This window comes from Roseivirga sp. YIW32, from assembly GCF_057219245.1.
This window is the reverse complement of sequence record NZ_JBXVVG010000001.1, coordinates 1,224,494-1,251,257: the sequence shown is the minus strand read 5'-3', so window position 1 is coordinate 1,251,257 and position 26,764 is coordinate 1,224,494. Positions and strand designations below refer to the sequence as shown.

General features: G+C 43.5%; 25 protein-coding genes. 10 read left to right on the top strand and 15 right to left on the bottom strand.

What is annotated here, in order from left to right; genetic code table 11:
- Positions 1–2: 2 nt before the first annotated feature.
- From AC2D6U_RS06050 to AC2D6U_RS06030, 5 genes are read right to left on the bottom strand one after another with little or no spacing between them, the layout of a single operon-like run.
- A complete protein-coding gene (locus AC2D6U_RS06050) occupies positions 3–872 on the bottom strand; it encodes a dimethylarginine dimethylaminohydrolase family protein (protein ID WP_484720052.1) in 870 nt (289 codons plus the stop codon).
- Between the two features lie 15 nt (positions 873–887).
- Complete coding sequence (locus AC2D6U_RS06045; protein ID WP_484720051.1) at positions 888–2,117, bottom strand: TCR/Tet family MFS transporter; 1,230 nt, start codon at positions 2,115–2,117, stop codon at positions 888–890.
- 21 nt (positions 2,118–2,138) lie between these two features.
- Complete coding sequence (murB, locus tag AC2D6U_RS06040; RefSeq protein WP_484720050.1) at positions 2,139–3,152, bottom strand: UDP-N-acetylmuramate dehydrogenase; 1,014 nt, start codon at positions 3,150–3,152, stop codon at positions 2,139–2,141.
- Positions 3,149–3,598, bottom strand: a complete 450-nt coding sequence (locus tag AC2D6U_RS06035; RefSeq protein WP_484720049.1) for a DinB family protein — start codon at positions 3,596–3,598, stop codon at positions 3,149–3,151. Before AC2D6U_RS06035 ends, murB begins: the two co-directional genes overlap by 4 nt.
- Complete coding sequence (locus tag AC2D6U_RS06030; protein WP_484720048.1) at positions 3,595–5,313, bottom strand: phospho-sugar mutase; 1,719 nt, start codon at positions 5,311–5,313, stop codon at positions 3,595–3,597. Before AC2D6U_RS06030 ends, AC2D6U_RS06035 begins: the two co-directional genes overlap by 4 nt.
- A gap of 175 nt (positions 5,314–5,488) precedes the next feature.
- On the opposite strand from AC2D6U_RS06030, the gene AC2D6U_RS06025 reads away from it, so the two are divergent.
- The 3 genes from AC2D6U_RS06025 (at position 5,489) to AC2D6U_RS06015 (ending at position 8,222) form a co-directional block, all read left to right on the top strand.
- Complete coding sequence (locus tag AC2D6U_RS06025) at positions 5,489–5,911, top strand: hypothetical protein (RefSeq protein ID WP_484720047.1); 423 nt, start codon at positions 5,489–5,491, stop codon at positions 5,909–5,911.
- A gap of 83 nt (positions 5,912–5,994) precedes the next feature.
- A complete protein-coding gene (locus AC2D6U_RS06020; protein ID WP_484720046.1) occupies positions 5,995–7,308 on the top strand; it encodes a M20/M25/M40 family metallo-hydrolase in 1,314 nt (437 codons plus the stop codon).
- Entirely contained in the window at positions 7,305–8,222 is a 918-nt protein-coding gene (locus tag AC2D6U_RS06015; protein ID WP_484720045.1) for a class I SAM-dependent methyltransferase, read from the top strand. Before AC2D6U_RS06020 ends, AC2D6U_RS06015 begins: the two co-directional genes overlap by 4 nt.
- Here the strand turns inward: AC2D6U_RS06015 and AC2D6U_RS06010 are convergent, their stop codons facing one another.
- Positions 8,223–9,233 (bottom strand): pirin family protein, encoded by a 1,011-nt coding sequence (locus AC2D6U_RS06010; protein ID WP_484720044.1) that lies wholly within the window; start codon positions 9,231–9,233, stop codon positions 8,223–8,225.
- 86 nt (positions 9,234–9,319) lie between these two features.
- On the opposite strand from AC2D6U_RS06010, the gene AC2D6U_RS06005 reads away from it, so the two are divergent.
- A complete protein-coding gene (locus AC2D6U_RS06005; RefSeq protein ID WP_484720043.1) occupies positions 9,320–10,201 on the top strand; it encodes a TolB family protein in 882 nt (293 codons plus the stop codon).
- Between the two features lie 93 nt (positions 10,202–10,294).
- Here the strand turns inward: AC2D6U_RS06005 and mog are convergent, their stop codons facing one another.
- Entirely contained in the window at positions 10,295–10,843 is a 549-nt protein-coding gene (gene mog / locus AC2D6U_RS06000) for a molybdopterin adenylyltransferase (RefSeq protein WP_484720042.1), read from the bottom strand.
- Between the two features lie 54 nt (positions 10,844–10,897).
- On the opposite strand from mog, the gene AC2D6U_RS05995 reads away from it, so the two are divergent.
- Entirely contained in the window at positions 10,898–11,488 is a 591-nt protein-coding gene (locus tag AC2D6U_RS05995; RefSeq protein WP_484720041.1) for a peptidylprolyl isomerase, read from the top strand.
- On the opposite strand, the gene AC2D6U_RS05990 is transcribed toward AC2D6U_RS05995, so the two are convergent.
- The 3 genes from AC2D6U_RS05990 to AC2D6U_RS05980 form a co-directional block, all read right to left on the bottom strand.
- Positions 11,485–13,161, bottom strand: coding sequence for a hypothetical protein (locus AC2D6U_RS05990; protein WP_484720040.1), 1,677 nt, complete (start codon positions 13,159–13,161; stop codon positions 11,485–11,487). The two genes, AC2D6U_RS05995 and AC2D6U_RS05990, sit on opposite strands and share 4 nt — an antisense overlap.
- A gap of 108 nt (positions 13,162–13,269) precedes the next feature.
- Positions 13,270–14,442, bottom strand: a complete 1,173-nt coding sequence (locus tag AC2D6U_RS05985) for an MFS transporter (RefSeq protein ID WP_484720039.1) — start codon at positions 14,440–14,442, stop codon at positions 13,270–13,272.
- On the bottom strand, positions 14,439–16,481 hold the full coding sequence (locus tag AC2D6U_RS05980; protein ID WP_484720038.1) for a M3 family metallopeptidase: 2,043 nt from the start codon (positions 16,479–16,481) through the stop codon (positions 14,439–14,441). Before AC2D6U_RS05980 ends, AC2D6U_RS05985 begins: the two co-directional genes overlap by 4 nt.
- Positions 16,482–16,893: 412 nt before the next feature.
- Here AC2D6U_RS05980 and AC2D6U_RS05975 point away from each other — a divergent pair, with 412 nt between their 5' ends.
- Positions 16,894–17,238: a hypothetical protein gene (locus AC2D6U_RS05975; protein ID WP_484720037.1), complete on the top strand. Its 345-nt coding sequence runs from the start codon at positions 16,894–16,896 to the stop codon at positions 17,236–17,238.
- A gap of 119 nt (positions 17,239–17,357) precedes the next feature.
- Positions 17,358–19,574, top strand: coding sequence for a translocation/assembly module TamB domain-containing protein (locus AC2D6U_RS05970; RefSeq protein WP_484720036.1), 2,217 nt, complete (start codon positions 17,358–17,360; stop codon positions 19,572–19,574).
- Between the two features lie 75 nt (positions 19,575–19,649).
- Here AC2D6U_RS05970 and AC2D6U_RS05965 read toward each other — a convergent pair whose 3' ends face one another.
- A complete protein-coding gene (locus AC2D6U_RS05965) occupies positions 19,650–20,177 on the bottom strand; it encodes a hypothetical protein (protein WP_484720035.1) in 528 nt (175 codons plus the stop codon).
- A 38-nt stretch (positions 20,178–20,215) separates the two neighbouring features.
- On the bottom strand, positions 20,216–21,187 hold the full coding sequence (gene trpS / locus AC2D6U_RS05960; RefSeq protein ID WP_484720034.1) for a tryptophan--tRNA ligase: 972 nt from the start codon (positions 21,185–21,187) through the stop codon (positions 20,216–20,218).
- 89 nt (positions 21,188–21,276) lie between these two features.
- On the opposite strand from trpS, the gene AC2D6U_RS05955 reads away from it, so the two are divergent.
- On the top strand, positions 21,277–22,299 hold the full coding sequence (locus AC2D6U_RS05955) for a DUF1573 domain-containing protein (RefSeq protein WP_484720033.1): 1,023 nt from the start codon (positions 21,277–21,279) through the stop codon (positions 22,297–22,299).
- On the opposite strand, the gene AC2D6U_RS05950 is transcribed toward AC2D6U_RS05955, so the two are convergent.
- Positions 22,300–23,076 carry a hypothetical protein gene (locus tag AC2D6U_RS05950; RefSeq protein ID WP_484720032.1) on the bottom strand — a complete coding sequence of 259 codons (777 nt, stop codon included), beginning with the start codon at positions 23,074–23,076 and terminating at the stop codon, positions 22,300–22,302.
- A 131-nt stretch (positions 23,077–23,207) separates the two neighbouring features.
- Here AC2D6U_RS05950 and ppk2 (AC2D6U_RS05945) point away from each other — a divergent pair, with 131 nt between their 5' ends.
- Both ppk2 (AC2D6U_RS05945) and ppk2 (AC2D6U_RS05940) read left to right on the top strand, forming a co-directional pair.
- Positions 23,208–24,107, top strand: a complete 900-nt coding sequence (gene ppk2, locus AC2D6U_RS05945) for a polyphosphate kinase 2 (protein ID WP_484720031.1) — start codon at positions 23,208–23,210, stop codon at positions 24,105–24,107.
- A complete protein-coding gene (ppk2, locus tag AC2D6U_RS05940) occupies positions 24,108–24,899 on the top strand; it encodes a polyphosphate kinase 2 (RefSeq protein WP_484720030.1) in 792 nt (263 codons plus the stop codon).
- Here the strand turns inward: ppk2 (AC2D6U_RS05940) and AC2D6U_RS05935 are convergent.
- On the bottom strand, positions 24,856–25,572 hold the full coding sequence (locus AC2D6U_RS05935; protein WP_484720029.1) for a pseudouridine synthase: 717 nt from the start codon (positions 25,570–25,572) through the stop codon (positions 24,856–24,858). The two genes, ppk2 (AC2D6U_RS05940) and AC2D6U_RS05935, sit on opposite strands and share 44 nt — an antisense overlap.
- Positions 25,573–25,576: 4 nt before the next feature.
- The gene (locus AC2D6U_RS05930; RefSeq protein WP_484720028.1) at positions 25,577–26,716 is read right to left on the bottom strand and encodes an acyloxyacyl hydrolase; all 1,140 of its coding nucleotides are present in this window, start codon (positions 26,714–26,716) and stop codon (positions 25,577–25,579) included.
- Between the last annotated feature and the right edge of the window lie 48 nt (positions 26,717–26,764).

Here is a 26,764-nt window from a genome sequence, read left to right as displayed (position 1 = left end):
TATCAGGACCTTAACAGTGGGAGGGTACTGCATCGCAAAAGACCACTCAGTTTAGAGGTTTCCGCATAAGGAACCGTTAAGCAGGTAATGCCTTTGCCTTCGAGTACCTGAATAAGCCGTGTGAAATTTTCTTCAACGATCACCTTCTGAGGAGATATAGAAAAGACGTTTGGAAACATGCTGTTCATTTCTTCTTGTGTGATCTTAATCAGGTTCTCCGGTCCAAAAAGCTCATCGACTATTGATGGATATTCCTTAAATCCATTTTCATAAATAATGGCTAAGCCATCCCCAATCGGCTGAAATGTACAATCCAAGTGCAATACATTGGTCTTTGGATCGGATGTCACTTGTAGCATTAAGGCGTGAAATTGCTTCGATGGGAATTGCTGTTTGAGGTAGTCAAACCCATGAATATTGGTTCTCGCTCCAATGCCAACGAAGACATGCTCATTGTAAAGCAATACATCACCACCCTCAATAATGGCGCCCTCTGGCATATGCAGCAGTTGGTCTTCATTGAATTCATCCAATAGCCAACGAATACCTTCAATTTCAGGCTGTCTGACCGGTTCTTTCATATTGGAGATGATGAATCGATCATCGATCACAAAACCGATGTCACGGGTGAAGATCTGCTCCGTTTCGGGAAGGTTTTGTGGCCGCAGAACCTCCACGTTTTCAGCCTTCAGGATTCGTTCCATGGCATAAAGCTCACGGATGGTATCGGATTCAGATGGATAGGTTCCCTTTTCCATGTGATATTTTGACACCGGGTTAATATCCAGTTGTTCCCCCTGATCTTTACCTATTCCAAGAATGACCGTTTTGAGTTGGCCTGTCTCATTTTGAACAAATAATTTTCGTTTCATGCTTAATGCTTTCTTTCATTGTTCATTCACCCCTAAGGGGTCCTGATAACTACGCAATGTCCGATAGGTGAGAACGATGCAAATGATCGAGAGAATGGCTCCCAAAGCAAATGATGCCCCTGGGAAATAGAGATCAGAGGTTTCTGTGAAATAAAAGAACACAAATCCCATGATCAATGGACCAAAAATAGAAGTGAGGCTTACCAAACTCGTAAGTCCGCCTTGAAGCTCGCCTTGTTCACTATTTGGTACCTGCCACGAAATAATGCCTTGTATCGTCGGGCCGGCTAAACCACCGAGGACGTAAACTACTAAGAAGGAATAAATCATCCAAACCTCTGTTGATAGGGCAAATAGCACTAAGCCTAGACTGTTAAATGCCAACCCGAGGTAGATGGTCTTTACGGAGCCTAATTTTTTTGTTACAAAACGAATCAATACAGCCTGTACAAGTGCCACTAAAACCCCAACGACGGTGAGTGAAATACCGATTTCCTTGGGGCCCCAATCCAGTACCTCATCGCCGAAGTAACTCCAATTGCTTTGTACGGCATGTGCCGCGATGTAAACAAAAAAGAGTGCAGAAGCTAAACCCAGGATGGTTTCGTTCTTTTTTAATTTTCTTAATGAACCAATTGGGTTGGCACGTTTCCAGCTAAAGGCACGTCGATTCTCCTTCGGTAACGATTCCGGAAGAATGAATAGGCCATACAAGAAATTCAGAAATGTAATTCCGGCAGCGAAATAGAATGGAGTTCTTACACTGATACCCCCAAGAAAACCACCGATCAATGGACCGATGATAAAGCCGAGCCCGAATACGGCTCCCAATAAACCGAAATTCTGTGCTCTTTTTTCAGCAGGGCTGACGTCTGCAATGTAAGCAGAGGCGGTAGTGAAACTTGCTCCACAGAAACCGGCAAATAGTCGGCCTACAAAGAACAAGGCGATGGTTGGCGCTAAAGCTAAGAACAAGTAGTCAATGGTGAAACCTACAAGGGCAATAAGCAGAACGGATCTTCGTCCATATTGGTCACTTATTCCCCCTAAGATTGGTGCAAAAATGAATTGCATCAAAGCATAGGCTGTCACCAGTAGATTACCCACACGAGCGGCTTCTCCTGTGGAGAGGTTGCCGATCTCCTTCAATAGATCCGGAAAAATTGGAATGATAATTCCGATTCCAATTACGTCGAGCAAAACGGTGATCAGGATGAAACCTAATGCAGGGGTTCTTTTCGCCATCGTACTAAGTTAGGCTATTCCTTAAATGATATTTACTTCGGGAGTTAATTCGATTCCGAATTTTTCGGCGATGGAAGTTCTGATGTCTTGGGATAGTTTTTCGAGTGCTTTTCCTTCTCCCTTGCCATAATTGACCAATACCAAGGGCTGATCTTTGTGTACCCCGATATTCCCAAATCGTTTGCCTTTCCAGCCTGCTTGTTCAATGAGCCAGGCAGCAGGCACCTTTATATCACCATTGGGCAATTTGTATCCCGGCAAGTCAGCATACTCAATTTTAAGGCCTTCGTAATCAATGGGACCGATCACCGGGTTTTTGAAAAAGCTTCCCGAGTTACCGATCTTCGCTGGGTCAGGTAGTTTTGACTGCCTGATTCGAATCACCGCCTCACTGATGGCTTGAATGGAGAGTGCTTCTACCCCCATGTCGTCCAAGGTCTGCTGAATGGCTCCATACGACGTATTGAATTCCGGTGTTTTATTCAATTTAAAGGTCACGTCTGTGATGACGTATTGTCCTTTGAGGGCTTTCTTGAATGCACTTTCTCGATAGCCAAATTGACAATCCTCCTTTTTGAATGTTTTGAGTTGTCCTGAGGCAATCTCTAGGGCTTGCAATTCCTCAAATACTTCTTTGATCTCCTTGCCATAGGCACCGATGTTTTGCATGGGTGCAGCACCGACAGTTCCGGGAATTAGCGAAAGATTTTCTACACCTGCCCAATCATTGGTGAGACAGTGAAGCACAAACTCATGCCAGTTTTGTCCGGCCATGGCGTTCACCCAGATGTGTTGGTCGTCTTCTCGGATCTGACGAATGCCGAATAGCTCGTTTTTTAGCACTACCCCCTTAAAATCCTGAGTGAGTAAGATGTTGCTTCCACCACCTAGCAGCAAAAGCCGCTTGTCTGCTGCAAATTGTAGCCCTGCTCTCAGGTCGTCTATGGATCGAAAAACACCAAAATATTGTGCTTTTGCCTCAATACCGAAGGTGTTGAAGGGCGCTAAGGATACGTTTTCTTTGATCTCGATCATTTTTTATCCAATAACCTGCGGTGGTAGTTGATTTGACCCAAATGATAATTCAGATGACCGTATAAGTGGAATAAAAAGAATCGAGTGGTCATTTCTTTTCCAAAAACCTGAATCGGGTAGGGAGCATCAAGGGATTCTTCAGAGAGTGAGGGCAGCACTTCTCTCAGCATCTTTTTCGTTGTTTTTAATTCTGCTAAAAGTTCTGAGCGTTTGACATCTTGAAGACTAAACTCATCTTCTCTTCTTATGTATCCGGAGTCTCCCAGCGTGGACCCGATAAAATGTCTGAGATTTCCACAAATATGAAGCAATAAATTACCGGCGCTATTTGCGATCTCACCATCGATCATCCAAAGATTTTCTTCCTTAAGATAAGCTTTCAATTCTACGATCGCTTTTCCAATGTCCCGATCAAATAGATCCGCTAATGGAGCAACACTGCTCATAGGGCCAGCGCTTTTTCTATTCGACCAATTTTCTCTTCCAAGCTGGCTTTTACTGCAGCGAAGTCGGCCACATTACCGAGAGCAGTATTCACACTGATATAAAACTTAATCTTCGGCTCTGTTCCCGAAGGCCTGGCCGATATTTTCGTGCCGTCTGCGGTCATGAACTGGAGAACATTAGATTTTGGCAGATCAATGGGTGTCGTGACGCCCGTTTTTATATCCTTCTGCTCTGAAGCTAAATAATCCATGATCAGCACCACCTCGCTATCATCGATGGCTTTGGGAGGATTTGCCCTGAAGTTTTTCATCATTTCTTCGATCTCCTGAGCTCCTTGCATGCCCTTCTTGGTAATTGAAATGAGTCTTTCTAAGTAGAATCCAAACTGATGGTATATTGCTGCGAGGAGCTCGAAGACAGACATGCCTTGGTCTTTTGCCCAAGCAGACATTTCTGCCAACATTGCGCAGGACGCGATGGCATCCTTATCCCTGACGAAGTCGCTAATCATATAACCATAGCTCTCTTCACCGCCACCAATAAACTCTTTTTTACCTTCCAACGCTTTGATCAGTGCTGCGATGAATTTGAATCCCGTCAAGGTATTTGGACAGTCAACACCAAAACTCTCAGCCATTCGATCAAGAAGATCAGTGGTGACAATGGTCTTAACGATCATCTGTTGGCCATTCAATTTCCCATTTTCTTTCCATTTGACCAGCAAATAGTAGATCAAGAGAGTAGCGGCTTGATTTCCATTCAATAATTCGAATTCACCTTGGGCATTCTTCGCGGCAATGCCCACGCGGTCTGCATCGGGGTCAGTGGCCATGACCAGGTCTGCATCAATGGCTTTTGCTTTTGTCAGGGCCATTGACATGGCTTCTTTTTCTTCCGGATTTGGATAAACCACTGTTGGGAAATTTCCGTCAGGAGTGGCTTGTTCTTCTACAATGGTGAGCTGCTCGAATCCTTTCCTCTTCAAAACTTCGGGCACCAGAGTAATGCTTGTGCCATGAATGGGAGAAAAAACGATCTTTAAGTCCTTTTGTCGTTGAATTAATTCAGGTGAGAGGGTGAGGGCTAAGATCTCTTGGAGATAGGCCTCGTCAATGGTTTCTCCGATAGGCACAATGAGGTCTTGATTGGCTTCGAATTTGACCTCATTGATGGAGGCAATGTGGTTGACCTCTGCAATGATGTTTTTATCATGCGGGGCGATCACTTGAGCACCATCGTCCCAATAGGCTTTGTAGCCATTGTATTCTTTTGGATTATGTGAAGCAGTCAACACGACACCGGATTGACAGCCAAGTTTTCTGATCGCAAAGGAAAGCTCCGGTGTAGGGCGTAGTCCTTCAAATAGGTACACCTTAATGCCATTTGCGGAAAAGACTCCGGCTGTTACTTCAGCAAAGTAGTGGCTGTTGTTTCTGCTGTCGTAAGCGATCGCAACGCTTATCGAAATGTCAGGAAACGCCTTTTTTAGGTAATTGGCCAGTCCCTGAGTGGCCATCCCGACCGTGTACTTATTCATTCGATTAGAGCCGACTCCCATGACGCCCCGAAGGCCTCCAGTACCAAAATCCAGGTCCTTATAGAAAGCATCAGCCAATTCCGTCTCAGACATTTTGTGAATCTCCGCTTTGGTTTCTTCGTCATATGGGCCATTGACCCAGCTGTCTATCTTTGCTTGTATTTGTTCAGTGATCATGGGATTCTATTTGATCGGTGAATTTTGAAAAAAAAGAGGAAAGGAGGAACTGATGTGCGCAAGAAATTCACCTTGGCTCTATAAAAGTTACATTCCATGGCCAATGGCCGACTCTACCTAAGGAACTTTTGGATGTTAGCAAAGAAGTGGCTTGTTTTGTGGCAAAAGCGGAATAATGGATATAGACAAACTGAATGATGATTTTGCAAAAGTTGCTGAGCTCGTGATTCAATTGGATAGCATGGACTACAGTGACGAAAAGTATGATGATCTAGAAGAGGAGCTACATGATCTGGAAGACACCATGATGGAAGAATTTGGCGACTACCTAGAAAAGGCCATCGCAGGTGTTTACGACAACCTTTGTCCCGACGGAGATGTCCTTCTACCGTCTGCCTACATCGCCAAGCATTACATTCGTAAGCAAAAAGATAATCAGGGCAGATACAGTTACGATGTTGAGTTTGGAGAAGGAATCCCTATTGAATCCGATACTTTTCCTGATCAAGAGGTGTATTTAGCCTTAGTTCCAGGTGCCACACGGCTTGTTGTTTCAGTAGGTGAAACAGCCAAACAGACCGTTTGGATGGCAAAATAAAGAACAAAATTTAGGCTCCCTTGGGAGTCTTTTTTATTTATTGAATAACTTTCTTTTTAACAATGAGCTTCAACTATTCTTCTATGCTTAAGTCCCTATCCATACTCTGCTGCCTACTGTTTTTTAACCTGTCTGCCTTCGGTCAATTGAACCGTGAGGAGCAGAGAATCTCGGATTGGGTGGATGCGCATAATGAAGAGGCGCTCTTGTTATTGAAAGAGCTGATCAATATCAATAGCGGCACCATGAATTTTGAAGGGGTACGCGCTGTCGGAGATGTGTTAATGCCCAAATTCAAGGCATTAGGAATGGAAACCTGGTGGGAAGATGGTAGTGCATTTAATCGAGCAGGGCATTTGATCGCAAAAATTGAAGGAGGTAAAGGACCGAAGATCTTGATGATTGGGCACTTAGATACGGTTTTTGAACCGGATAGCCCAAATCAAGAGTGGAGGCAACTTGATGAAAATACCGTTGCGGGTCCTGGTATAGCTGACATGAAAGGAGGGGATGTGATCATTCTTCAGGCCTTGGCAGCCTTAGAGGCAAGAGGCTTATTGAAAAACATGAACATTTGGGTGGTGATGACTGGGGATGAAGAAAAGAGTGGAAGTCCATTATCCGCTTCCAAAAAAGCCTTGGTTGACGCAGCCGAATGGGCTGATATTGCCTTAGGTTTTGAAAATGGAGACGGAGATCCAGCTACCGTGAATGTAGCGAGAAGAAGTTCTTCTGGTTGGACCTTGACGGTGAAAGGAAGGGCGGCGCATTCTTCCCAGATCTTTAAACCCGAAGTTGGTGCAGGAGCTATTTTTGAGGCCAGCAGAATTCTACATGCCTTCTACACCGAATTAGCCAAAGAGGAGTTTTTAACATTTAACCCGGGCACCATTGTTGGTGGAACCGAGATTTCGTATGACGAGACAACCAATACAGGAAAGGCATTTGGCAAAACGAATGTGGTTTCAAAAGATGTGGTTGTCCATGGAGGCATAAGAGCCTTGTCACCGGAACAATTGGCAAATGCCAAAGCGACCATGCAGCGTATCGTGAAGAATAATTTACCACAAACCTCAGCTGAGCTCGTTTTTTCGGAGGGGTACCCACCATTTGCGCCAAAAGAGAGCAATTACGCCCTGATGAACATGTTCAGTCAAGTGAGTCAGGATTTGGGTTTTGGTGAAGTCGGACCTGTTAATCCTGCGGATGCTGGCGCAGCAGATATCAGTTTTACCTCTTCTTATGTACAAATGGGCATCGATGGCATGGGCATGAGTGGTGAAAATGATCATACCATTGACGAAACAGGCGATCTTAGAGCACTTCCTAAGCAAGCAAAACGTGCCGCTATTCTGCTGTATCGACTTCAAAAAGGACTACCCATCCAACAGAAATGAGCTGCCCTTTATGTCACAATAAGTCCTATTCGCCTTTGCAGAAATATGCTGGTATTGGTAAATACGATGATCGATCAGATCTAGTCAGGTGCACATCTTGTGCACATCATTACCTCATCTTGAAAGAGCCAGGCAAGACTACCGCTTATTTTGAGGATGGCAAATATCAGCTGCTTGATACACGAAAAAGTATTTTTGATCGCATCAAAGCCTGGGATGCACGACAAGTCCTTAAGGTGCTTAATAGACGATACAAAGAGGGAGGAAATCTACTTGATTTTGGCTGTGGAAAAGGACTGTTCTTGTCAACGCTAAAAGGTACTTTTTGGAAGGGTAAAGGGATAGAGACAGCGGAAGCTCGTGCAAATTTTGGGCGAAAGCAATATCAGGTGGATATTGATACGAAAATGTATACGTCCGGTAAATTACCTGATGCCCCTTTTGATGTCATCGCTCTCTTCCATGTGCTGGAACATTTGGAGCAACCAAAAGAACTTTTAAAGGCACTTATTGCGACTAACCTGAGGGAAGAAGGCACCTTGATCATTGAAGTCCCGCTATTCTCTAGCTGGCAATCAAGGATCGCAGGAAGGAACTGGATACAACTGGATCCTCCTTTGCATGTCTCTCACTTCGACAAACAAAGCTTGTCCCAGTTTTTTGACAGCTTAGGTTTGTCAGTATACAAGTCGCAAACTTTTTCGCTGCAGTTAGGACTTCTTGGTATGATCCAGAGTCTGTTATCACGTGTCGGTTATAGAGGAGATTACATTGAAGACCTGAAGTTCAATCGAACCAAGAAACTCATAATTGCTACTGCACTCGTTTTCCCATTAGCTTTGGTGTTGGAAGGACTTGCCGTACTTTTTCAAAAAGGAGGCATCATTAGACTTTATGGACGACGAGCAACGTGATTAACGTTCTTCCAGTCGACCATCGGCATGTTTTGCGAACCTGCCTTTACCTGGCTCATGCGTATGTGCATAACTTGGCCAAGGCCATCCACCAAATTGCGTGCGCTGATAATCCATCATCGTTTGTCTGATCTCTTCAGCAGTATTCATCACAAAAGGGCCATGCTGCACAACAGGTTCTCCGATTGGTCGGCCTTGTAGCAAGAGAAATCTTGCTTCTGTCGAACCATTTTTAAGCACTGTTTCTTGATTGGCATTAAGTTTTGCCATCAATCCCGTCGCCAACTCCCTTTCTTCTATGGTGGTGGATTCGCCGGCATAGCAGTAGATGCTGCGATTTGCTTTTTCGCTAGCGCTGGGTAGTGCTAGACTTGCACCCGCTTCCATGGTGATCATCCAAACGGCCACTTCGTTTTCTTGATTGGCTGCAAAGGAGTCTGGTGCAGGGGGTGGATAATTGACGTCATTGTACTGACCCGTGACCACTTTTATGTGCGATTTTTTACCGTTTTCATCAGCGGAACTAACCACCGGTATGTCCTCATGCCAAAGCATGCCGAAATAGGCCGGAACGTTCTTACTTGCTCTTGGTAAATTCAGCCAAATTTGAAACAGCAGGAGTGGGTTTTCTGCATCATCCTTGAGCAATGGAAACATTTCCGAATGCTGGACACCAGCTCCTGCTGTCATCCATTGAACATCACCTTCACCAAAGCGACCAGCCGCCCCCAAGGAATCCGAATGATCTACTAAGCCTTTTTCTGCAATCGTAATGGTTTCAAAACCTTTGTGAGGGTGAGATGGGAAACCCGGAACGCTTTGACCGTGATACATACTCCAGCCATCTTTTCCACTAAAATCAGAGCCCAATTGTCGACCTGCAAGGGATGCATCAGGTCCCATTTTTCCATTACCTTTTGGGAAATGGTCATTATGAAAGGCACAAAACAAAAAAGGGTCTTGTGTTTGCCAAGGGAAGCTTAATTTTTCTAAACTCTTTATCGGGCTCATAGTGGTCTAGTCTTAATTACAAAACATGATAGGGCTTAGATGGTTCATCAAAAAGTATTTTTCAACAATTGGTTATAAATTGATGCATGAAGTTTAATCCGTGGTTTTTATTGCTGGTTTTCGTAATGGCTTGTACAACATCAGGTAACGATGTAAAAACAGACGAGGCCTTGGTTTATACGAAAAGTATGAACGGAAACCTCGACCTCTACAAAAGTGATGTGTTAGGCCAGTGGGAAGAAAGAATTACAACGAATCCGGGCATGGACTGGGGGGCGGACTGGATACCCGCTCAAAATCAATTGACTTATTTCATGCACGATAACCTCGGTCGATTTTCATGGGTCAAAAAAAGCTTAGGGAGTCAAAAAGCAGATACTTTACCATTTGGTGACCTGATCAATGTTCGGCTTTCTCCGGATGGAGCCTACCTGTATTATGCCTACGAGAATGAGAAGGGGATACAAATCAAAAGGCGACGATACGATGGCACCGAAGATGAGTTCCTGACCAATGAAGAAGGCAACCGTAGTCGCTTTGGTTTTGATCGTCAACATCAACAAATGGCCTTCACATCCGACCAGACGGGTCACAACCAATTGTTTGTGATGGAGTTAGCCAGTCGAAAAGTCAAGCAAATCACCGATCTTCCCGTAGTTGCCAAATACCATTCGTTCTCCCCTGAAGGTGACAAGATAGCCGTCTGCCTGGCTGAACCAGGTGCAAACCCAAATTGGGACATTTTTATTTATGACTTGACGGCAGAAACCCTAGAAAGACTCACGAATACGCCTTATTCGGAGAAAGAAATCGCGTGGTCACTTTCAGGTAAGAAGATCGCTTTCCACGGAACATCAAGCGCCGATGGAGAGCAGATCTATACGATCGATCTGGAGGATGGTAAATTCACGAAGATCACCTCAGGTAATTTTTATCATGCTGAACCCGAGTGGATTGAGGTTCGTTAACAATAGGTGGTTTGGGATGCAATTTCCTCTAAATGGAAGATGAACTTTTCATTATTCTCGCGGTTCGGAACACTTTATAAAAGAGGACTACAATTACTTCGATTTAGGACGAAATGCTTGAATGACCGATTCGTTGACTTCTAAATAAGGACCCTCAATGAGATCAATGCAATAAGGTACCGCGGGAAATACTGCATCGAGGCATTCTCGAATTGATTTTGGTTTTCCGGGTAAGTTAATGATCAGACTTTTTCCTCTTATGCCTGCAGTTTGTCTCGATAAAATGGCAGTTGGCACGTACTGTAGGCTCACTTGACGCATCAATTCCCCAAAGCCGGGCATCATTTTGTCGCAAACCGCGGCTGTTGCTTCGGGTGTTACATCCCGAACAGCTGGGCCTGTTCCTCCCGTCGTAACGATCAGCGCACAGTGTTCCTTATCCGCCATTTGCTTCATCGTGCTTTCAATAAGGTACTGTTCGTCAGGAATTACTTGATGCACTGGTTCCCAACTCGTTCTTAAGTATTCATTAAGTGTTTCAATGATCGCAGGACCAGAAATGTCCTCGTACTTGCCTTCACTTGCTCTATCTGACACCGTAATGATGCCAATTTTAACGGGTCTGATGCCATCCAATTCCATGATCAAATAAAGTGTGCTCGTTCAACAATTGCAACATACTGTATATATTGAAGCATGAAGAAACTATTGTTGCTTGTGACGCTCGTCCTTGCAGTTGCCTGTGAGCCTGAAAAGAAGCATGTTTTGGGTAAGATCGTTATCCCTCAAGGAGAAATTCTTGTCTTCCTATTTGACGATACACCAAAACATAAGGAAGCATTCATTGAATTGGCAAATGAAGGTTATTGGAATGACTATACCTTCAATCGTGTGATCGATAATTTTGTGGCGCAAGGAGGTTGTCCGGATACCCCTGAGGGGTTTGCTTACTCTGTTAATCTGTTGGAGCCGGAGTTTGAAGCAGGACACCAACATGTTTATGGTGCCTTTGGAGCGGGCAGAGATGATAACCCCAAAAAGCTGTCGGCTGCTTGTCAGTTTTACATCGTTCAGAACAAAGCGGGATTGTCTCGCTTGGATGGAAATTACATGATCTATGGGCATGTCGTCAAGGGCATGGACCTTGTCGATCAAATTGTCAAGGTAGAGACAGATGAATCAAACGCACCCTTAACCGATATTCCATTACAAGTGAGTGTGGTTGAAATGACCACTAGTGAACTTAAATCCTTGGGTTTTGATCCATTCTCTTCACTTGACTATTAGAATAGAATTTGATTGATCAGACTGGCTGTAAATATCGAAAGTAAGAACCATCCCAAGAATCCTTGAAGTATACATATGTATCGTGCTACTCCTGTAGTTGGGATCGAGCCAAAGCCTAGCGTAACGAATGAATTCAAACTCAGTGTAAAGGCATTTAGTAAGCTTTTGCCAATACCGAAGGACAATATTAGAAATGGCTTGAAATAACCTTTTTCGTTCTTTTCTATGAACTGCTTGTAGTCTTGAATCAGTTGAGCTTTACTTTTAGCATCCCATTCACTCGGGTAGAAGAAGTAGATAATACTAAATATGAGCAGTACAGGAATAGAAATATTGATGGATCGTGCAGGGTTTGTTCCATAATCAGTATAAAACCTCAATAAACTATTCAATCGCCAATTAATAAAATTTTCTCGGCCACCTGCTACTCTCCACAGGTACTCTAATTCCCTTATTTGGACATCCTTCATTTCGACGTATATCTTGTTGTCGTCTTGAATTTGTCCATTTTCTTTAAAGACCTTATACAATCTGTAGTAGCTCGAGATCAATTCCTGATAAGGAGCTTCTTGAGCGAGCTCTTCGTCCGTTTGGGCAGTGTAGATGTCGTAGAATAGATCAGCACTTTGCATAAAAAGTTCATTCCAAAGTCTGGTTGTGTCGGAGTAATCGACCGAGGCGAGTGCTATATCTGATTTATAAATGCTCGAGGAGAGCTTAAAACCTGACATGCTGGCCCAACCCAGGTTGTTATTTGTCGCACCAAGTACAACTTTTGTAATGTCTAAATGAGCCTTAAAATCGTTCTCAACAAATGTCCAATGCTTATTAATTGAAACGTCAAGCATTAGTGTATTTCCAAAGTCATTAGATCCAATAATTAAGGTCTCGACGTTGCCATCAAGATGGATCAGTTCTTCTTCATATCCCTCGATAAAAGTATTTCCTTCCAAAACCCATTGAGCAACAGGTTTAAAATGGACTATGCTTAGCTGGGTCTTAAATAGGTGACTGTCTGTACTGTCTGAATTATACTGAATGACCTCCCTTTTAATGGGTTCGAATGTATTGTCAAACATTCTGAAGTCAGTAAATCCTTCACCCATGTCAACTCCAAAATATGCTCCATTTTCAAAATAGTTATCGGTAACGTAATACTCATTTTGAACAACAGAGCCAGAGATGTATGCAAAATCTGAAAATTCATTTTCTGCGAGCGAAGAGCTACCAAATTGATTTTCAAACTCACCGTAATCCTGAATAAAACTGTTCGCTAATTCATATGCATCATTTGCACTGGTTGAATCAACGTTTAGGCTTTTGGTCGTTAGATTGGCTAAGGTGAGGTTTTGAAAATTTCCTCGCAGCATCGAAATATCATCAATATTTAAACCACGAATAGTCACGTCCTTGCCGTAAGTATCAATAAATGCAATAGACTTGACATTGGTTACAATACCATTGGAGTCATAAGGAATACTAACGCCACTAATTGATGATAGTTGTACTATAAAGTCATCAATAGAGTGGTCGAATTGCTTAGGGAGATCATCAATAAGCCTTTTGTTTTTAATGATTATCTCGGATTCATTGGTAGAAGAAATGAGTTGATAAAGTTCAGAGAGTCTTATTGATTCTTGAAAACTTAAAAGGTCAATAGGCAGGAAAGTCAATCCTAGAATAATCCAATAAGCAATTATTCTTGAGTTTTGGTGGAAGCGGATCTATTGAAAATGTAATCAATTTTTATAATCTGATGCACGATCATGTGAGATTGAGATTTAAAATTTCAAGGTCAATAGTTTTTTTGTAGCGAGCAATCCAAAGATAGGGCCGACAATCAAGGTGAAAAGGAGCCATTTTGGATCAAGATACGAACTCAGTAAGCCAAGCAATTGAATACTCGGGATCGTTAATAAAAACCCGATACTTACCGCTATGGTGATGGCTGTGCCCCGATAAGCGACAGGAGCAGTCAATGCGTTCAATGACGAGAACTGTGGCGAGTCTCCTATGACGGCAATGCCCCAAATGATGAAAAGAAAAAGGAAAATTTCTTGCGGCAAGTCGTAGAACATAGGTGAGGCCAGACATAAAATGCCCGTTAGTGTCAAGTAGAAGAAGGCCACTTTAGCACTGCCTTTTCGTTGAGAGACATAACCACCAGCGACGCAGCCAATCGCTCCTGCTGCCATGATCAAGAATGTCCAAAGGCTCACCGCTATGTCGGTACCGTGAACCGTGTTGTAATAGGTCAGGACGATAGGAAGGAAAGCCCATAAGGTATAAAGCTCCCACATATGCCCAAAATAACCGAAGGCGGCAGCGCGAAATTCAGGCTTTCGAAATACTTCGAACATCTTTTTAGGTTGGAATTGAGCACCCTGGGTACGATAGGGACCTTCGCCCACAAGATAAAACATGGCCAAGCCTCCACTAACAGATAGGATGGAAGTGGCGGTTAAGACGAAGGCCCATGAAAGTTGCCCCCCAGTATGATTTAACAGGTGAGGAAATGCAGATCCTAAGACCAGTGCACCCACCAAATAGCCCAATGCTTGTCCAAGCTTGCCCTTATACCAGTCCGATGCGATCTTCATGCCCACCGGATAGATGCCCGCAAGACTAATACCTGTCAAAAAACGCATGCTCAGTAGCATGGCAAAAGACTCAGGCAAGAAAATAAGAGAGAGGTTAAAAACGGCACCCAATACAGATGATAGAAAGAACACTTTTGTCGAACTGAATCGATCGGCGATGGACAGCAGAGCAAAGGCAAAAGTTCCTGCAATAAAGCCCAACATCACCATAGAGGTGACATGGGCAATGGCACTTTGAGGTAAATCCCAAGCTTCCTGGATCTGGGGTAATATGGCATTGCCGGCAAACCACATAGAGGTGCCTGCAAACTGTGAGTATACGATTACCGGTAAGATCCTTTTTGGGATTTTCATTCCTCTGCTAGTAGGCCCGCTCTTCTCAGCAAGGCTTTTACATCTGGTTCCTGGCCTCTAAAACGCTGATAGAGGACACTTGGGTGCTCGCTGCCTCCGGCAGATAAAATGTGCTGATGAAACGCATTGGCCACATCTTCATTAAAAATTCCTTTTTCTTTAAAAAACTCAAAGGCATCGGCATCTAGCACTTCTGCCCACTTGTAGCTGTAGTAGCCAGCAGAGTATCCTCCTTGAAAAATATGCGAAAAAGAGCAGCTCATATTGGTGCCCGGAATAGGAGGAAGTACGTTGAACTCTCCTAAGACCTTGTCCTCAAATGCGGCAACATCCTTAATATCCCTTGGGTCTTGCCCATGCCAAGCCATATCGAGCATACCAAAACTCAATTGGCGCAGGGTTTGGTAGCCTTCCATGAAGTTTGCGCTCTCTACAATTTTGTCGATGTATTCTTGTGGAATGGATTCTCCCGTTTTGTAATGCTTAGCGAAGAAGTCAAGACACTCTTTTTCGTAACACCAGTTTTCAAGAACTTGTGAGGGTAATTCAACAAAGTCCCAAAACACACTAGTTCCTGAAAGGCTTTCATATTGTCCATTGGCTAGCATGCCGTGCAACGCATGTCCAAACTCGTGAAAAAGCGTGGTGACTTCATTAAAAGTCAAGAGTGAAGGGGTGTCCTTTGATGGTTTGGTGAAGTTGCAAACAATAGAAATTAGCGGACGATGATTTCCTAGCTCATCTTTGTACTGGCCTGCATATGAGGTCATCCACGCGCCAGCACGCTTCCCGGCTCTTGGGAAAAAGTCAGCATAGAAAGTCGCAATGGCTTGACCGTCTGTATTGACCACGTCGTATGCTTTCACATCGGGGTGATACACTTCAATGTTTGCATTGGCTTTAAACTCAATTCCAAATAGTTTCTTGGCCGTGAGGAAGACCCCATCGACCACTTTCTCTAATTGGAAATAAGGTTTTAGTAACTCGTCGTCAATGGCGTATTTTTCCATTTTTAACTTCTCCGAGTAGTAGGCGAAATCCCAGCGTTCGAGTTTTTCAATGCCATCACGTTTTTTGGCAAAAGCCGCTACTTCAGCGACGTCACGCTCAGCGGCTTGTTTACTGTATGTTTCGATCTCCTTTAAAAAGCTCATGACCGATTCAGGACTCTTGGCCATCCGTTCTTCCAGTACAAAATGCGCATGCGTTGGGTAGCCCAATAGTTGTGCCCGTTCATGTCGCAAACGCACGATCTCCATCATATTTTGTTGATTGTCTAGTTCATTGCCTTTGAAGGCCTTAGAGCCGAAGGCTATCGCCAATTCTTTTCTGAGCGCTCGATTCTTCGCATAGGTCATGAATGGCACGTAGCTAGGGTAGTGTAAGGTGATCACCCACTTGTCACCAAGTCCTTTCTCCACAGCTGTTTCTTTGGCTTGTTCTTTTGCGAAATCAGGCAGGCCGTCTAGATCATTTTCGTCATCGATGATGAGTGCATACTGGTTGGTTTCAGCCAGTACGTTTTCACCGAATTGTAAAGATCTTTGTGCAAGAGCAACATCGATCTCTCTGAGTTTCTTCTTTTGTTCCTCATTAAGCAAGGCACCATTTCGCTTAAAGCCTTTGAACGTCTTTTCTAGAAGTGTTCGCTGTTCAGGACTTAGCTGCTCTCTGTCTTCATTTTCATAGACCGTCTTTACCCTTTGAAATAGGGCTTCATCTAATAAAATATCATTCGAAAACTCGGTAAGGAGAGGCGAGATCTCTCGAGCGATGGCTTGCAACTCATCATTTGTTTCTGCTGAATTCAAATTGAAGAAGATAGCCGAGGCTCTGTCGAGCGCCTTACCACTCTTTTCAAGCCCTTCTATGGTGTTTTGAAAGGAAGGCGGCTCCGAAAGAGCTGTAATGGCATCAATTTCTTTCTTCGCTTGATCGATCAATTCAATGATCGCGGGTTGGTAATGGTCATTAAAAATAGCAGTGAATTGGGGTGGATGATTCAAGTTTTGCTGCTTCAGAAGAGGGTTGTTCGCCATTGTATTTGTGTTTTCTTTTTTAGTGAATAACGCGACCACAAAAGTAGTTGATTTCAGTGTAATCGCTCGTCTTATGACTCAATAGAAACACTATGTGAGAGCAGGTGTTATAATTTTTTGTGTCCCTCGATCTAAATGTTCTTGGTTCTCCGTATGTATCCACCTTGGGAACGCTTTCAGTAGAATTGAGACCTGTGTATGCGCCTCTGCTGGGGGAAACGGAGGCCTCCTTGTTGGCTTGAAATTCCCAAATAGAGAATTATGTCTTGGCGATGGATTTCCAGTAGGGAGAAAATGCCCTAAAACGTATCAAGCTGGTGTATTCATCGTTTTGGCTTAGGCTTTGCCGGTTATGCTTTAAAGTGAATGAAATAACAGGAAAAGGCGAAACTAAACGAAACCTAAACACAAAGTGGCACTGATTGCTAGACGATATGTTAAGTTGTTGATCCTTATGGGCATGCTTGCCCTGCTAAGGGAGTCTGCCTATGCGCAAGCAACTTTTGAGAGCAATGGCACCGGTGGGGGGAGATTTAAAAATGCCAGCTCTTGGCAGCTCATCACAGGCAGTGACGTGGATGGAATTCCAGACAGTAATGACAATGTGACCATTCTATCGGGAGACGACATTGAAGTGCGAAATGCCTTAGAACAGGTGAATAACCTGATTCTAATCGGTTCATTGTCCTTCGATCGCAATGAAACGCTGCGCGTTAATGGAAATTTACTGCCTCAGGTACATCTCCTGTTCTCATAGGTGATCAGGGAAACACTACTCTTGAGGTCTTAGGAACTTCCACGATAAATTCGAGTACCACCTTAACCATTCAAAAACAAAGTCTGACCTTCAACGGCCTGACCACTATAGATGGTACTTTGACATTCGATGATGATGACGGTGATTATGTATTCGGTGATGTGACTGTTTCGGCTACCGGCACATGGAACAATACGGACAGAGGGAATTTCAGCATTGGTGGAAATCTTACATCCAACGGTGTGGTTACCGCTTGCTCAAACACGACGTGCATCTATGCATTTACATCAACAACTGGACAAATTGGAGGAAGCGCTGCAATTTCTTTACCAGTGATTGAATTGAACTCACCAGCCAGCGTGACGAATTTAACAGATCTGTCAGTGACAAATGATTTAACAGGATCAGGAGACTTTGTCAATGGAAATGGTGCTAAACTTCGCTTGAAAGCCGGTGTGGCCTTAGATGAGCTCACTTACGATTTTAGCATCGCTTCGAATGATCTCGTTTTTGAAGGAGACATTGATGTAGATCTCCCCGCAGGAACTTATCACAATGTAGAAGTTTCTTTTGTAGATGATCGAAAAAAGCTGAACATGGACGCAAATGTCACCATCAATAATGACCTGATTTTAACAGATGGAAAGATAGAGGCGGATGCTGGTTCAGTCATTAACGTTGGAGGCGACCTCATCATCGGTGCCAATTCTGATGAGTTCAAAGTCAAGAATTCAATCTTTACAGTTTCAGGTAATGTAGATATGGATGGTGGCACCATTAAAACAGATGATGCAAATACACTATTTACTGTAGAAGGCAATGTCGATACGAGCGCAGGTGTATTAGAACTCAAAAAAGGAACAACCATTATTGATGGTGACCTCAATGTGGGTGGAGGTAGTTTTTCGCAAGGCGGGAATAGAGGTGCAGATTCTGCTGACTTGACCGTAGGAGGCGAAACGAATTTCACGACCTCTGGGAGCATAGCATTCACGCAAGGCAATATTCAAACGGTTGATTTTACAGTGGGAAGCGCTGCTCAAATTGATTTGGGAGAATTGGTGGCCTTCAATTCGACGGGTCAGGCAATAGTTGAAGGTCAGATCATCTTTGAGGATGGAGCAAATACACCAGACTGGTCTTTTGCGGATCTGACCCTGAATAGTTCTTCTGACCTAGTCTTGACGAATATGATCAGCATTAGCGGAGTCCTCAACTTGGTTGATGGTAATTTGGAATTAGGAAACAGTAATGTTGAATTACTGGACGGGGCAACGATCACAGGTGGTTCTTCCTCAAGTTTTATTGTGGTGAATGGGTCAGGGGTGATCAGGCAGTTTTATACGGCTTCTGGAGCGACCTTGAACTTTCCTTTAGGGAGTGCAGGCTACTCACCGATCACAGCATTGACCATCAATTCTGCCTCTTTTGTTGGTGGAGACTACCTGGACATTAGTTTGACCGAATCTCCGCATCCGAATAGAAGTACGGCCAATACACCCAATGGAGATGACGATGGAACGGCAGCAACAGATTTTATCAATCGGTTTTGGACCATTTCTGCAAATGGCATCAGCAATCCTAGCTACGATGTTAGTGCGGTTTACCTCAATGCCGATGTTGTAGGGACAGAAGCTAATCTTGTAGGAACGCTCTATCGAATACCACAAGGGGAGTCATTTTTGGATTGGTTTGAAACCGGCACAGTGAATGCGGCTACAAATACGATCACGATTTCAGGAGCCGACAACTGGGGAGATGTTTATGCCATGGATAATGACTTGAGCCGTTTGCCTGTTGAGTTGGTTTCGTTCCGAACATCTATTGAAAATGGTCGCGTTATATTAAGGTGGCATACGGCATCGGAAGAAAATAACGACCGCTTTATCATTGAGCGATCTACCGACGGGAACGATTGGCTAAAGCTAGGCGAGGTTATCGGCGTTGGAAGTACAGCGAGTACTACCCGATACGAGTTCGTTGATGCCTTTCCTGAAGTAGGCAAGGATTACTATCGACTTAAGCAGGTAGATTTTTCCGGTGAATTTACTTATTCGCCGATTGAGTTAGTAGACTTTAGGCCAATTGCGAATAAAACCGAGCGTTTGCGTTTAGTCAAGAACCCTGTTAGCGTAGGAGAGCCCCTTAGATTTATTTCTTCATTAGATGACTCGGACGGTGAGTATCAGCTCATGAAGATCAATGGCCAACAACTATCAAAAGGCTCTTTAAATGAATTGCTTAATGGAACCATTCGGCTGAATCAGTCAGGCCTCTATGTGCTCAATATAATTATTGGGGGTAAGCGACAAGCCATCAAGATATTGGTTTTGTAAATGCTCAGAATCTAAGGACTACCAAAACCAACATATCTTTTCAGCATGCTTTTTTCTACGGATTGATGAGGTGAGTTAGTAACGGTCGTTACACTCCGTTATGGACTTTGAACCTTCTAAATAAGCGCCATTCTCGGTTTGATTGATGCCGATATTGGTAGATGCGATAAGTGCGTTTTCAAGTGGTCCAGAAGCCTCAAAATGGATCTTTATACTCCCATCCATGTTCACCAAGTCTTGGTAGGTAATGGCTTGACCGTTTTCTAGCGTGGTCAAAAGGGTCACGCTTCTGCCTGTGCCGTTGACCTCTCTTAACTCATTTAGTAAGGTGGCGACATTACCATCGTCTTCCAAGGAACCGTAGTGTAAATGAATGGGGTGCACCGCGTTTGGCAGTACGTGCTGAACAATTATTTCGATCTGGGCAGTGCCGTCGATCCGTTCTTTTATCGTTAAAATACCAGAGGTAGAATTACCATTGACTTGTCCGCCGATCATGGGGATACTGATTTCATTGCTTGTGAATTCACTTGTGGCTTCATTTTGGCAACCCAAAAGCACTATCCCAAGAAAGAAAACAAAGAGAGTCGTCACCTTATGCATACTTAAAGAACGTTATTTTTCTTCAAATGGTGCAAAAATCATGCAAAACCAATGGCTTTCTTCACGCGAGCCAGGGTTTCTGTAGCGATAACCTTAGCTTTTGCTTCTCCAATGGCTAACTTTTCTTCAAGCTCTTGTGGATTTTCCATGTAGTATTGGTACACTTTTCTTTCCTCACCATAGAGATCCAAGATCAACTCGTAAAGCGCTTGTTTCGCATGTCCATAGCCAAAACCACCCGATAGGTACTTTTTTCTCATTTCTTCAACGTCAGAAGAAGGGGCAAGGAGTGAATAAAGCGCAAAGGTATTGTCGCTGTCAGGATCTTTTGGGTCTTCCAACGATTTACTGTCGCTCACAATCTTCATGATGTTTTTGCGAAGTGCTTTATCGGGTTGAAAAATATCGATGATGTTGCCATAGCTTTTCGACATTTTCTGCCCATCAAGGCCAGGTACTGTCATAACATTCTCATCTATTCTTGCTTCGGGCAAGACAAATACTTCACCATACTGGTGGTTGATGGCACTGGCAATGTCTCGGGTCATCTCCAAATGCTGCTTTTGGTCTTTACCTACCGGTACAATGTTGGCGTCATAGAGCAAAATGTCACAAGCCATTAAAACAGGATAGGTAAACAGACCGGCATTCACATCAGCCAAACGATCAGATTTGTCCTTGAAACTATGTGCATTGGCCAACATAGGAAAAGGAGTGAAACAATTCAGGTACCAATTCAATTCACAAACCTCAGGAATTTTTGACTGGCGATAGAAGGTGTTCTTTTCCGTGTCAAAACCAAAAGCGATCCATGCAGCAGCTACAGCATTGGTGTTTTCAATTCGTTGTTGTGGATCTTTGATACTAGTCAAGGAATGCAGGTCTGCTATAAAAAAGAAGGATTCATTGTTCGGATCTTTCGAAAGTTCTATTGCAGGTTTAATGGCACCTAAAATGTTTCCAAGGTGCGGTTTTCCTGAGCTTTGTATTCCGGTGAGTATTCTGGCCATTCAAACAAATTTGAGGCAAATAAATAACATTGCGCCTGAGCATTCAACAAAAGGACATTAATTTTGACAACATGAGAAGGGAAGGGCGCATGCTTAAGGTTGTATGGACATGGATCATGATTGGAATTGGTCTCAACCCGTTGTCTGTATTTGCACAAATGCATTCCTTATCCTTTGACCTCGGCGTGGTCAATGGAGAGTTGAAGTCTTTCCAACGACAAGTGTACCTGCCCCAACAAGTGATGGGAGAAGAATTGAGGCTGTCTAATGAAGCAATGGAAGTTACCTCTTATGCCTACGATTCTTTGCTTGAGAAGACTGGCGTCATCCTTCGTGTCAATGTAAAGGATCGATTAGGTTCATTTACAGATACTCTCTACGTGCTCTCTGGGGATGGATTTATCAAAGAGGACTACTTACTAACTTATCAAGTACTGAGCCCAGTTGGAGATGTATTCAAGTCCTATAGAAATGAGTTTTGGCCTTTTAAGAGTCAAAACCAGGTCTTCAATCTTCAAATTGCGTATGCAGGAGATACCTTAGCACAATCATTTGACTTATTGAATTTTAGTGGAAAATCGCTAGACCTTTCATCGATCCGTGCGTCAGATTCACTTGATGTTTCATTTGAACCTCAGCACGTTGAACACAATTCATTTACCAGAATGTCCTTGCGGATGGTGAGTAAAGACAGCAGTAGTCTTGGGTTTTCTAGACGAAAGGTGCTGTTGTTGAGTAAAGAAGATACGCTGGCTTTCATACCCATTCAATACAGTTTACTTCCGGCGCCTTTGGCAGAAGGTCCTATGCTGAATATGACGCGCAGTGAACTGGATTATAAGGTGGTCAAAAAAGGAGATTTGATTACCGAGGTGGTCTTGGTCTCAAACGAGGGCAGTGAGTTGCTTGAAATTTTCAAAGTAGAAACGAACTGCGATTGCCTTAAAGCAAGTCTTTCAAATCGCTTCATCGCACCTCAACAGAATGCCCAATTGCGTTTGCGATTTGATACCACGGATAGAGGGGGATTGGAAAGAAAAACGATCACCTTATTCACAAATGATCCTACTCAACCCGTCAAGACCATTGTGATCAAAGCGCATGTCAAATGATCAAAAAGATATGATCTCCTCGAATAGTTCAATGAGTTTTTGATCCTTTTTTAACGATTTGATGAAGGCTTTTCGGTCTTTAGAAGTTACTTCCGATCCGTTGGATAAGCTTTCCAAGAGTTTATTGAATTCCTCTAGCACGATGTCTTTTCGTTTCACTTTATCGGAATAGGATAGAAGTGTTTTAAAATCCTCAATTCGTTTAGTTTGTACTTCTTTAGTGTCCATTGGAGCTTCAACCCTTATGACTTGCTGATTTGAAGGGTTTGCCAGACACTGATTGAAATCATTCACCATTTCATCCAAGGCGGTGCGCTTGTACTTTTCTTTATCCAGAATGTCCTTTGATACGGAGCTGCATTCATATAGAAATTCACTAATTCTTTTTCGTTGACCGATCAATCCCGGTACAACCAGTGAGGTGCCATCCACTTTTTCAATGATCTGTCGGTTGAATGTTTCAGCGCCTTCTTTTATGCGAAAGGAGTACAGATTGGCATATCCGGATAGTTCTAGGGTACAAAATTTGTACTTGCCGTCAATTTTTATCGGTTTATAGGTCAGGCCATTTTTTGTTACAGCTCGCTTGATGTCAGTCGGGTTGAAGGCGATGGACTTTTTTTTCTTCGCTTTAAATCGCACAAATTCTCCCTGGACATCGTCTTTTAAGATCTTGAATTTCCCAGTTAAACTATCTCCTTCTACCGTGATGAGGTAAGACTGGGCTTGTGTAGTAATGCCGAAGGCGAGTAGTATAAAGCAGAATAGGTGTTTCATGTTCATCTTGATCCAATCAATTAGATAATGCTTAAAAAGAAATGCAATATGGTACAAGGATTCAAATGTATGAAATGAAGGTAGAATAATTCGTTTTTCCTATCTTGTTCGCAAGCGAAGTTTAGTGGACAATGAGTGAATTTTTAATAACCGATAAGTACACAAAAGAAGGAATTGACCCTTCCACCCGGTTGACGAATGAGGACCTTAACCAAATTAAAACCCGACAAGATTTGGAGGAAGTGCTGAAGTTAAAGGAACGCAGCTATGACAAGGCATTATTCAACCTTCAATATGAAAAAGAACTTGAGCAACTTCAAGTAGAATTGGTCAAGCTTCAACGATGGATTGCTGATACAGGACAACGAGTAGCGGTAATTTTTGAAGGTAGAGATGCCGCCGGAAAAGGAGGGACGATCAAGCGATTTATTGAGCACATGAACCCCCGTTCCTTACGCGTGGTGGCCTTGAACAAACCCACCGATCTGGAGCGAGGTCAATGGTACTTTAGGCGATACATCAAAGAGTTGCCCAACCAGGGTGAAATTGTCTTTTTTGACCGAAGTTGGTACAACCGAGCAGTGGTAGAACCGGTCATGGGGTTTTGTTCTGAGGAACAGTATCAACAATTCATGCGTCAGGTGCCTGAATTTGAAAACATGCTATTTGAAGACGGTGTGCATGTCATCAAGCTTTGGTTTTCCATCAATAAAGATGAGCAAAGCAGACGTTTTGACGCCAGAAGAAATAACCCACTCAAGCAATGGAAGTTAAGTCCTGTCGATGAAAAGGGACAAGAAATGTGGGAGAAATATACCTATTACAAGGAGCAAATGTTTGCTCGTACCCACACCACTTTCTGTCCATGGACAATCATCAAAACCAATACAAAGAAGGTCGCTCGTCTGGAGAGTATTCGCTTCATGCTATCGAAATTTGAATATCATGGGAAAGAGAATGCCAATACCACCATCCTCCCAGACCCTAATGTGGTGATGAGGTTTCACCGTTCAATTTATCATTTGATCTAGATGGAGAAAAAACCCTATAATTTTTCGGATAAGAATCTGCGCTTATTGAATTCCAATAAGGCCATTAAGCTTATGCTTCAACAAGGAGATGAGATCAACCCTCAGAAAGTATTGCGCTATGTGCGGTATGAAAAAACGCTGGAAGACCTTCAGGTGGAACTCATTAAAATGCAGCAATGGGTGATCAAACATAATCAACGGGTATGCTTACTTTTCGAAGGCCGAGATGCCGCAGGCAAAGGAGGAGCTATTCGACGTGTTACACACCATTTGAACCCTCGAAACTACCGAGTTGTGGCATTGCCAAAGCCAACACAACAAGAAAAGGGGCAATGGTACTTTCAACGGTACATCAATAAACTGCCCAACCCCGGAGAGATCGTGCTGTTCGACAGAAGCTGGTACAATCGAGCCGTAGTTGAGCCAGTCAATGGATTTTGTACCAACGAAGAATACGAGCGATTCATGTCTGAGGTAAATAAATTTGAAGAGATGATCACCAAAGATGGAATCATTTTGATCAAGTTCTATTTTTCCATCACCAAAACAGAGCAAGCGGCAAGGTTTAAAGACATTTCTTCTAATCCATTGAAGCGATGGAAAATGTCTCCAGTTGATGCCAAGGCACAAGAACTTTGGGATGTGTATACCACATACAAGGAGCGCATGTTTGAAGAAACCAATACCGAACGAAATCCATGGATCATTTTAAAGGCGAATCGAAAAACCATGGCTCGTGTTGAGGTCATCAAACACCTGCTAAGGCTTGTTCCTTATCGGACATCCGATTAAAGGATAAAACAGCTAACATTCGCTTAAATTCTTCTGATGGAGTTGCTTGCAGCTGTATCGGCTGGTCTGTTATGGGGTGCTTAAGTTCAAGCTGACGGGCGTGGAGTAACATGGACGCCATGTTCCATTGGGTCAAAAACAGTTTATTCTGCTTGTTACAGCCATGGGGTCGATCACCGATGATCGGGTGATTGATGTGGGCAAAATGCTTTCTGAGCTGATGCATGCGTCCAGTTTTTGGTTTGGCCTCCACCCAAGAGTAGCGCGACGTGCTGAACTTCCCAAAAGGCAATGGGATTTCGGTTCGAGCCAGTATTTTGTAATGGGTTATCGCTGATTGCGACGTGCCCTTTTCATTGGTTAAGGCGTAATCGATCTCACCGCTATCTGGTGCGTATCCTCTTAAAATGGCCCAATAAGTCTTTGTTACTTCATGCGCCGCAAATTGCTTCTGAATGGGAGCGACAAGTTCCTGAGATAAGGTGAAAAGCAAGACACCTGAAGTTTTTCTGTCTAATCGATGAACGGGGTGGACGCGTTGTTTGATCTGATCTCTTAACAATTGCAGAGCAAATTCGTCCGTGTTTCCTGCCATTTTTGAACGATGCACCATCAGCCCATGGGGCTTATTGATGGCAACCAGATATTCATCTTGGTAAAGGATCTCTAGCATAGACTTATCTTTTCCAAAGCTTGACGCCAAATCCAAAATCTGCCCAATCCGCCTTGAATCCGTGCATGCTTTTTACAGCTGCTTGAAAATAGAGCGTCTTGGTGATGTCGGCACTGAGTCCAAGTCGCATAAAGAATCCTGCTTTGATGTCTCGGCCCGCTTCGCTTAGCATGTAACCGAATTGCTGACGAATCGCAAGGTGCCAGAAATGAAAGTCATAGCCAACATGAAGTCCTGGGAAGAATTTTGTTTCGTGCTTCGGATAGTGCATAGAAAGGTGTGCACTTTCATCATGAAACAGATTCAATCCGGCAGAAAAGCCATAAATTTCGTTGAATTTCCGCTGGTATTCTACGGTCGTGGTGGTTACCAAATAGGTGGTAAAATCTCCTTGTCCTTCAGCATTTTGGTCGCCCCCTATGGCTTGAAATAGATTAATGCTACTTGATTTTGTGTCATTTCTTTTTCTTTTGGGTTGAAATATTTTCTCATAATCAATTCCGTTGGCATCAAGTGCACGATTAAAATGCCATCGGACGCCAAAATTGACACCATACATGTCGAAGCCTGTGTTGGGCTGTTTCAATCCACCATTGGACATATGGATAAAATTGCCCCCTAGTTTCAAATCCAAATTAGGAGAAAGCGCAAAAGCTGCAGAAAGGGAGGGGTTTAAATAGCCTGCGAGTCGTCCTCCAGTAAGGTCGTTCTGTGGGTTGGTGATGGGATCGTAAGGTTTGATGTTAAATCCTACGCCGAGTGCTGGCCCGAATTGTACTTCCACGTTCTTCCCCCGATAGATCGGGAAATTTATGAAAGCATACAGCGCCACAGGGTGAGAGAAAATATCAGTATCGCCAATGTGGGCAGCCCAATAACCAACCCCGTAATTTGCATAGTTGAAAATTGAAGTCCAGCTCGCTTGATCATAGGATTGCCAGCCGTATCGTAAATCGAAGCCTTCGTAGCCATTATCAAGCTCATCTTCTAATTCCCCGCCAGGGTAATAATTCGCCCCTGCATGCACGTTAAACTCGAAAAAAGTACTGCTTTTCCCTTGAGCATAAACATCCGCCGTGTTGCTCATGGAGACAACACAGAAAAGAGCCAAGATGTAGCATACTTTTATCTGGAGTGCTTTCACGTGTGATTTTTAATGAGGTACAAGTTTTTAGCTTAGTGAAGCTGTCGT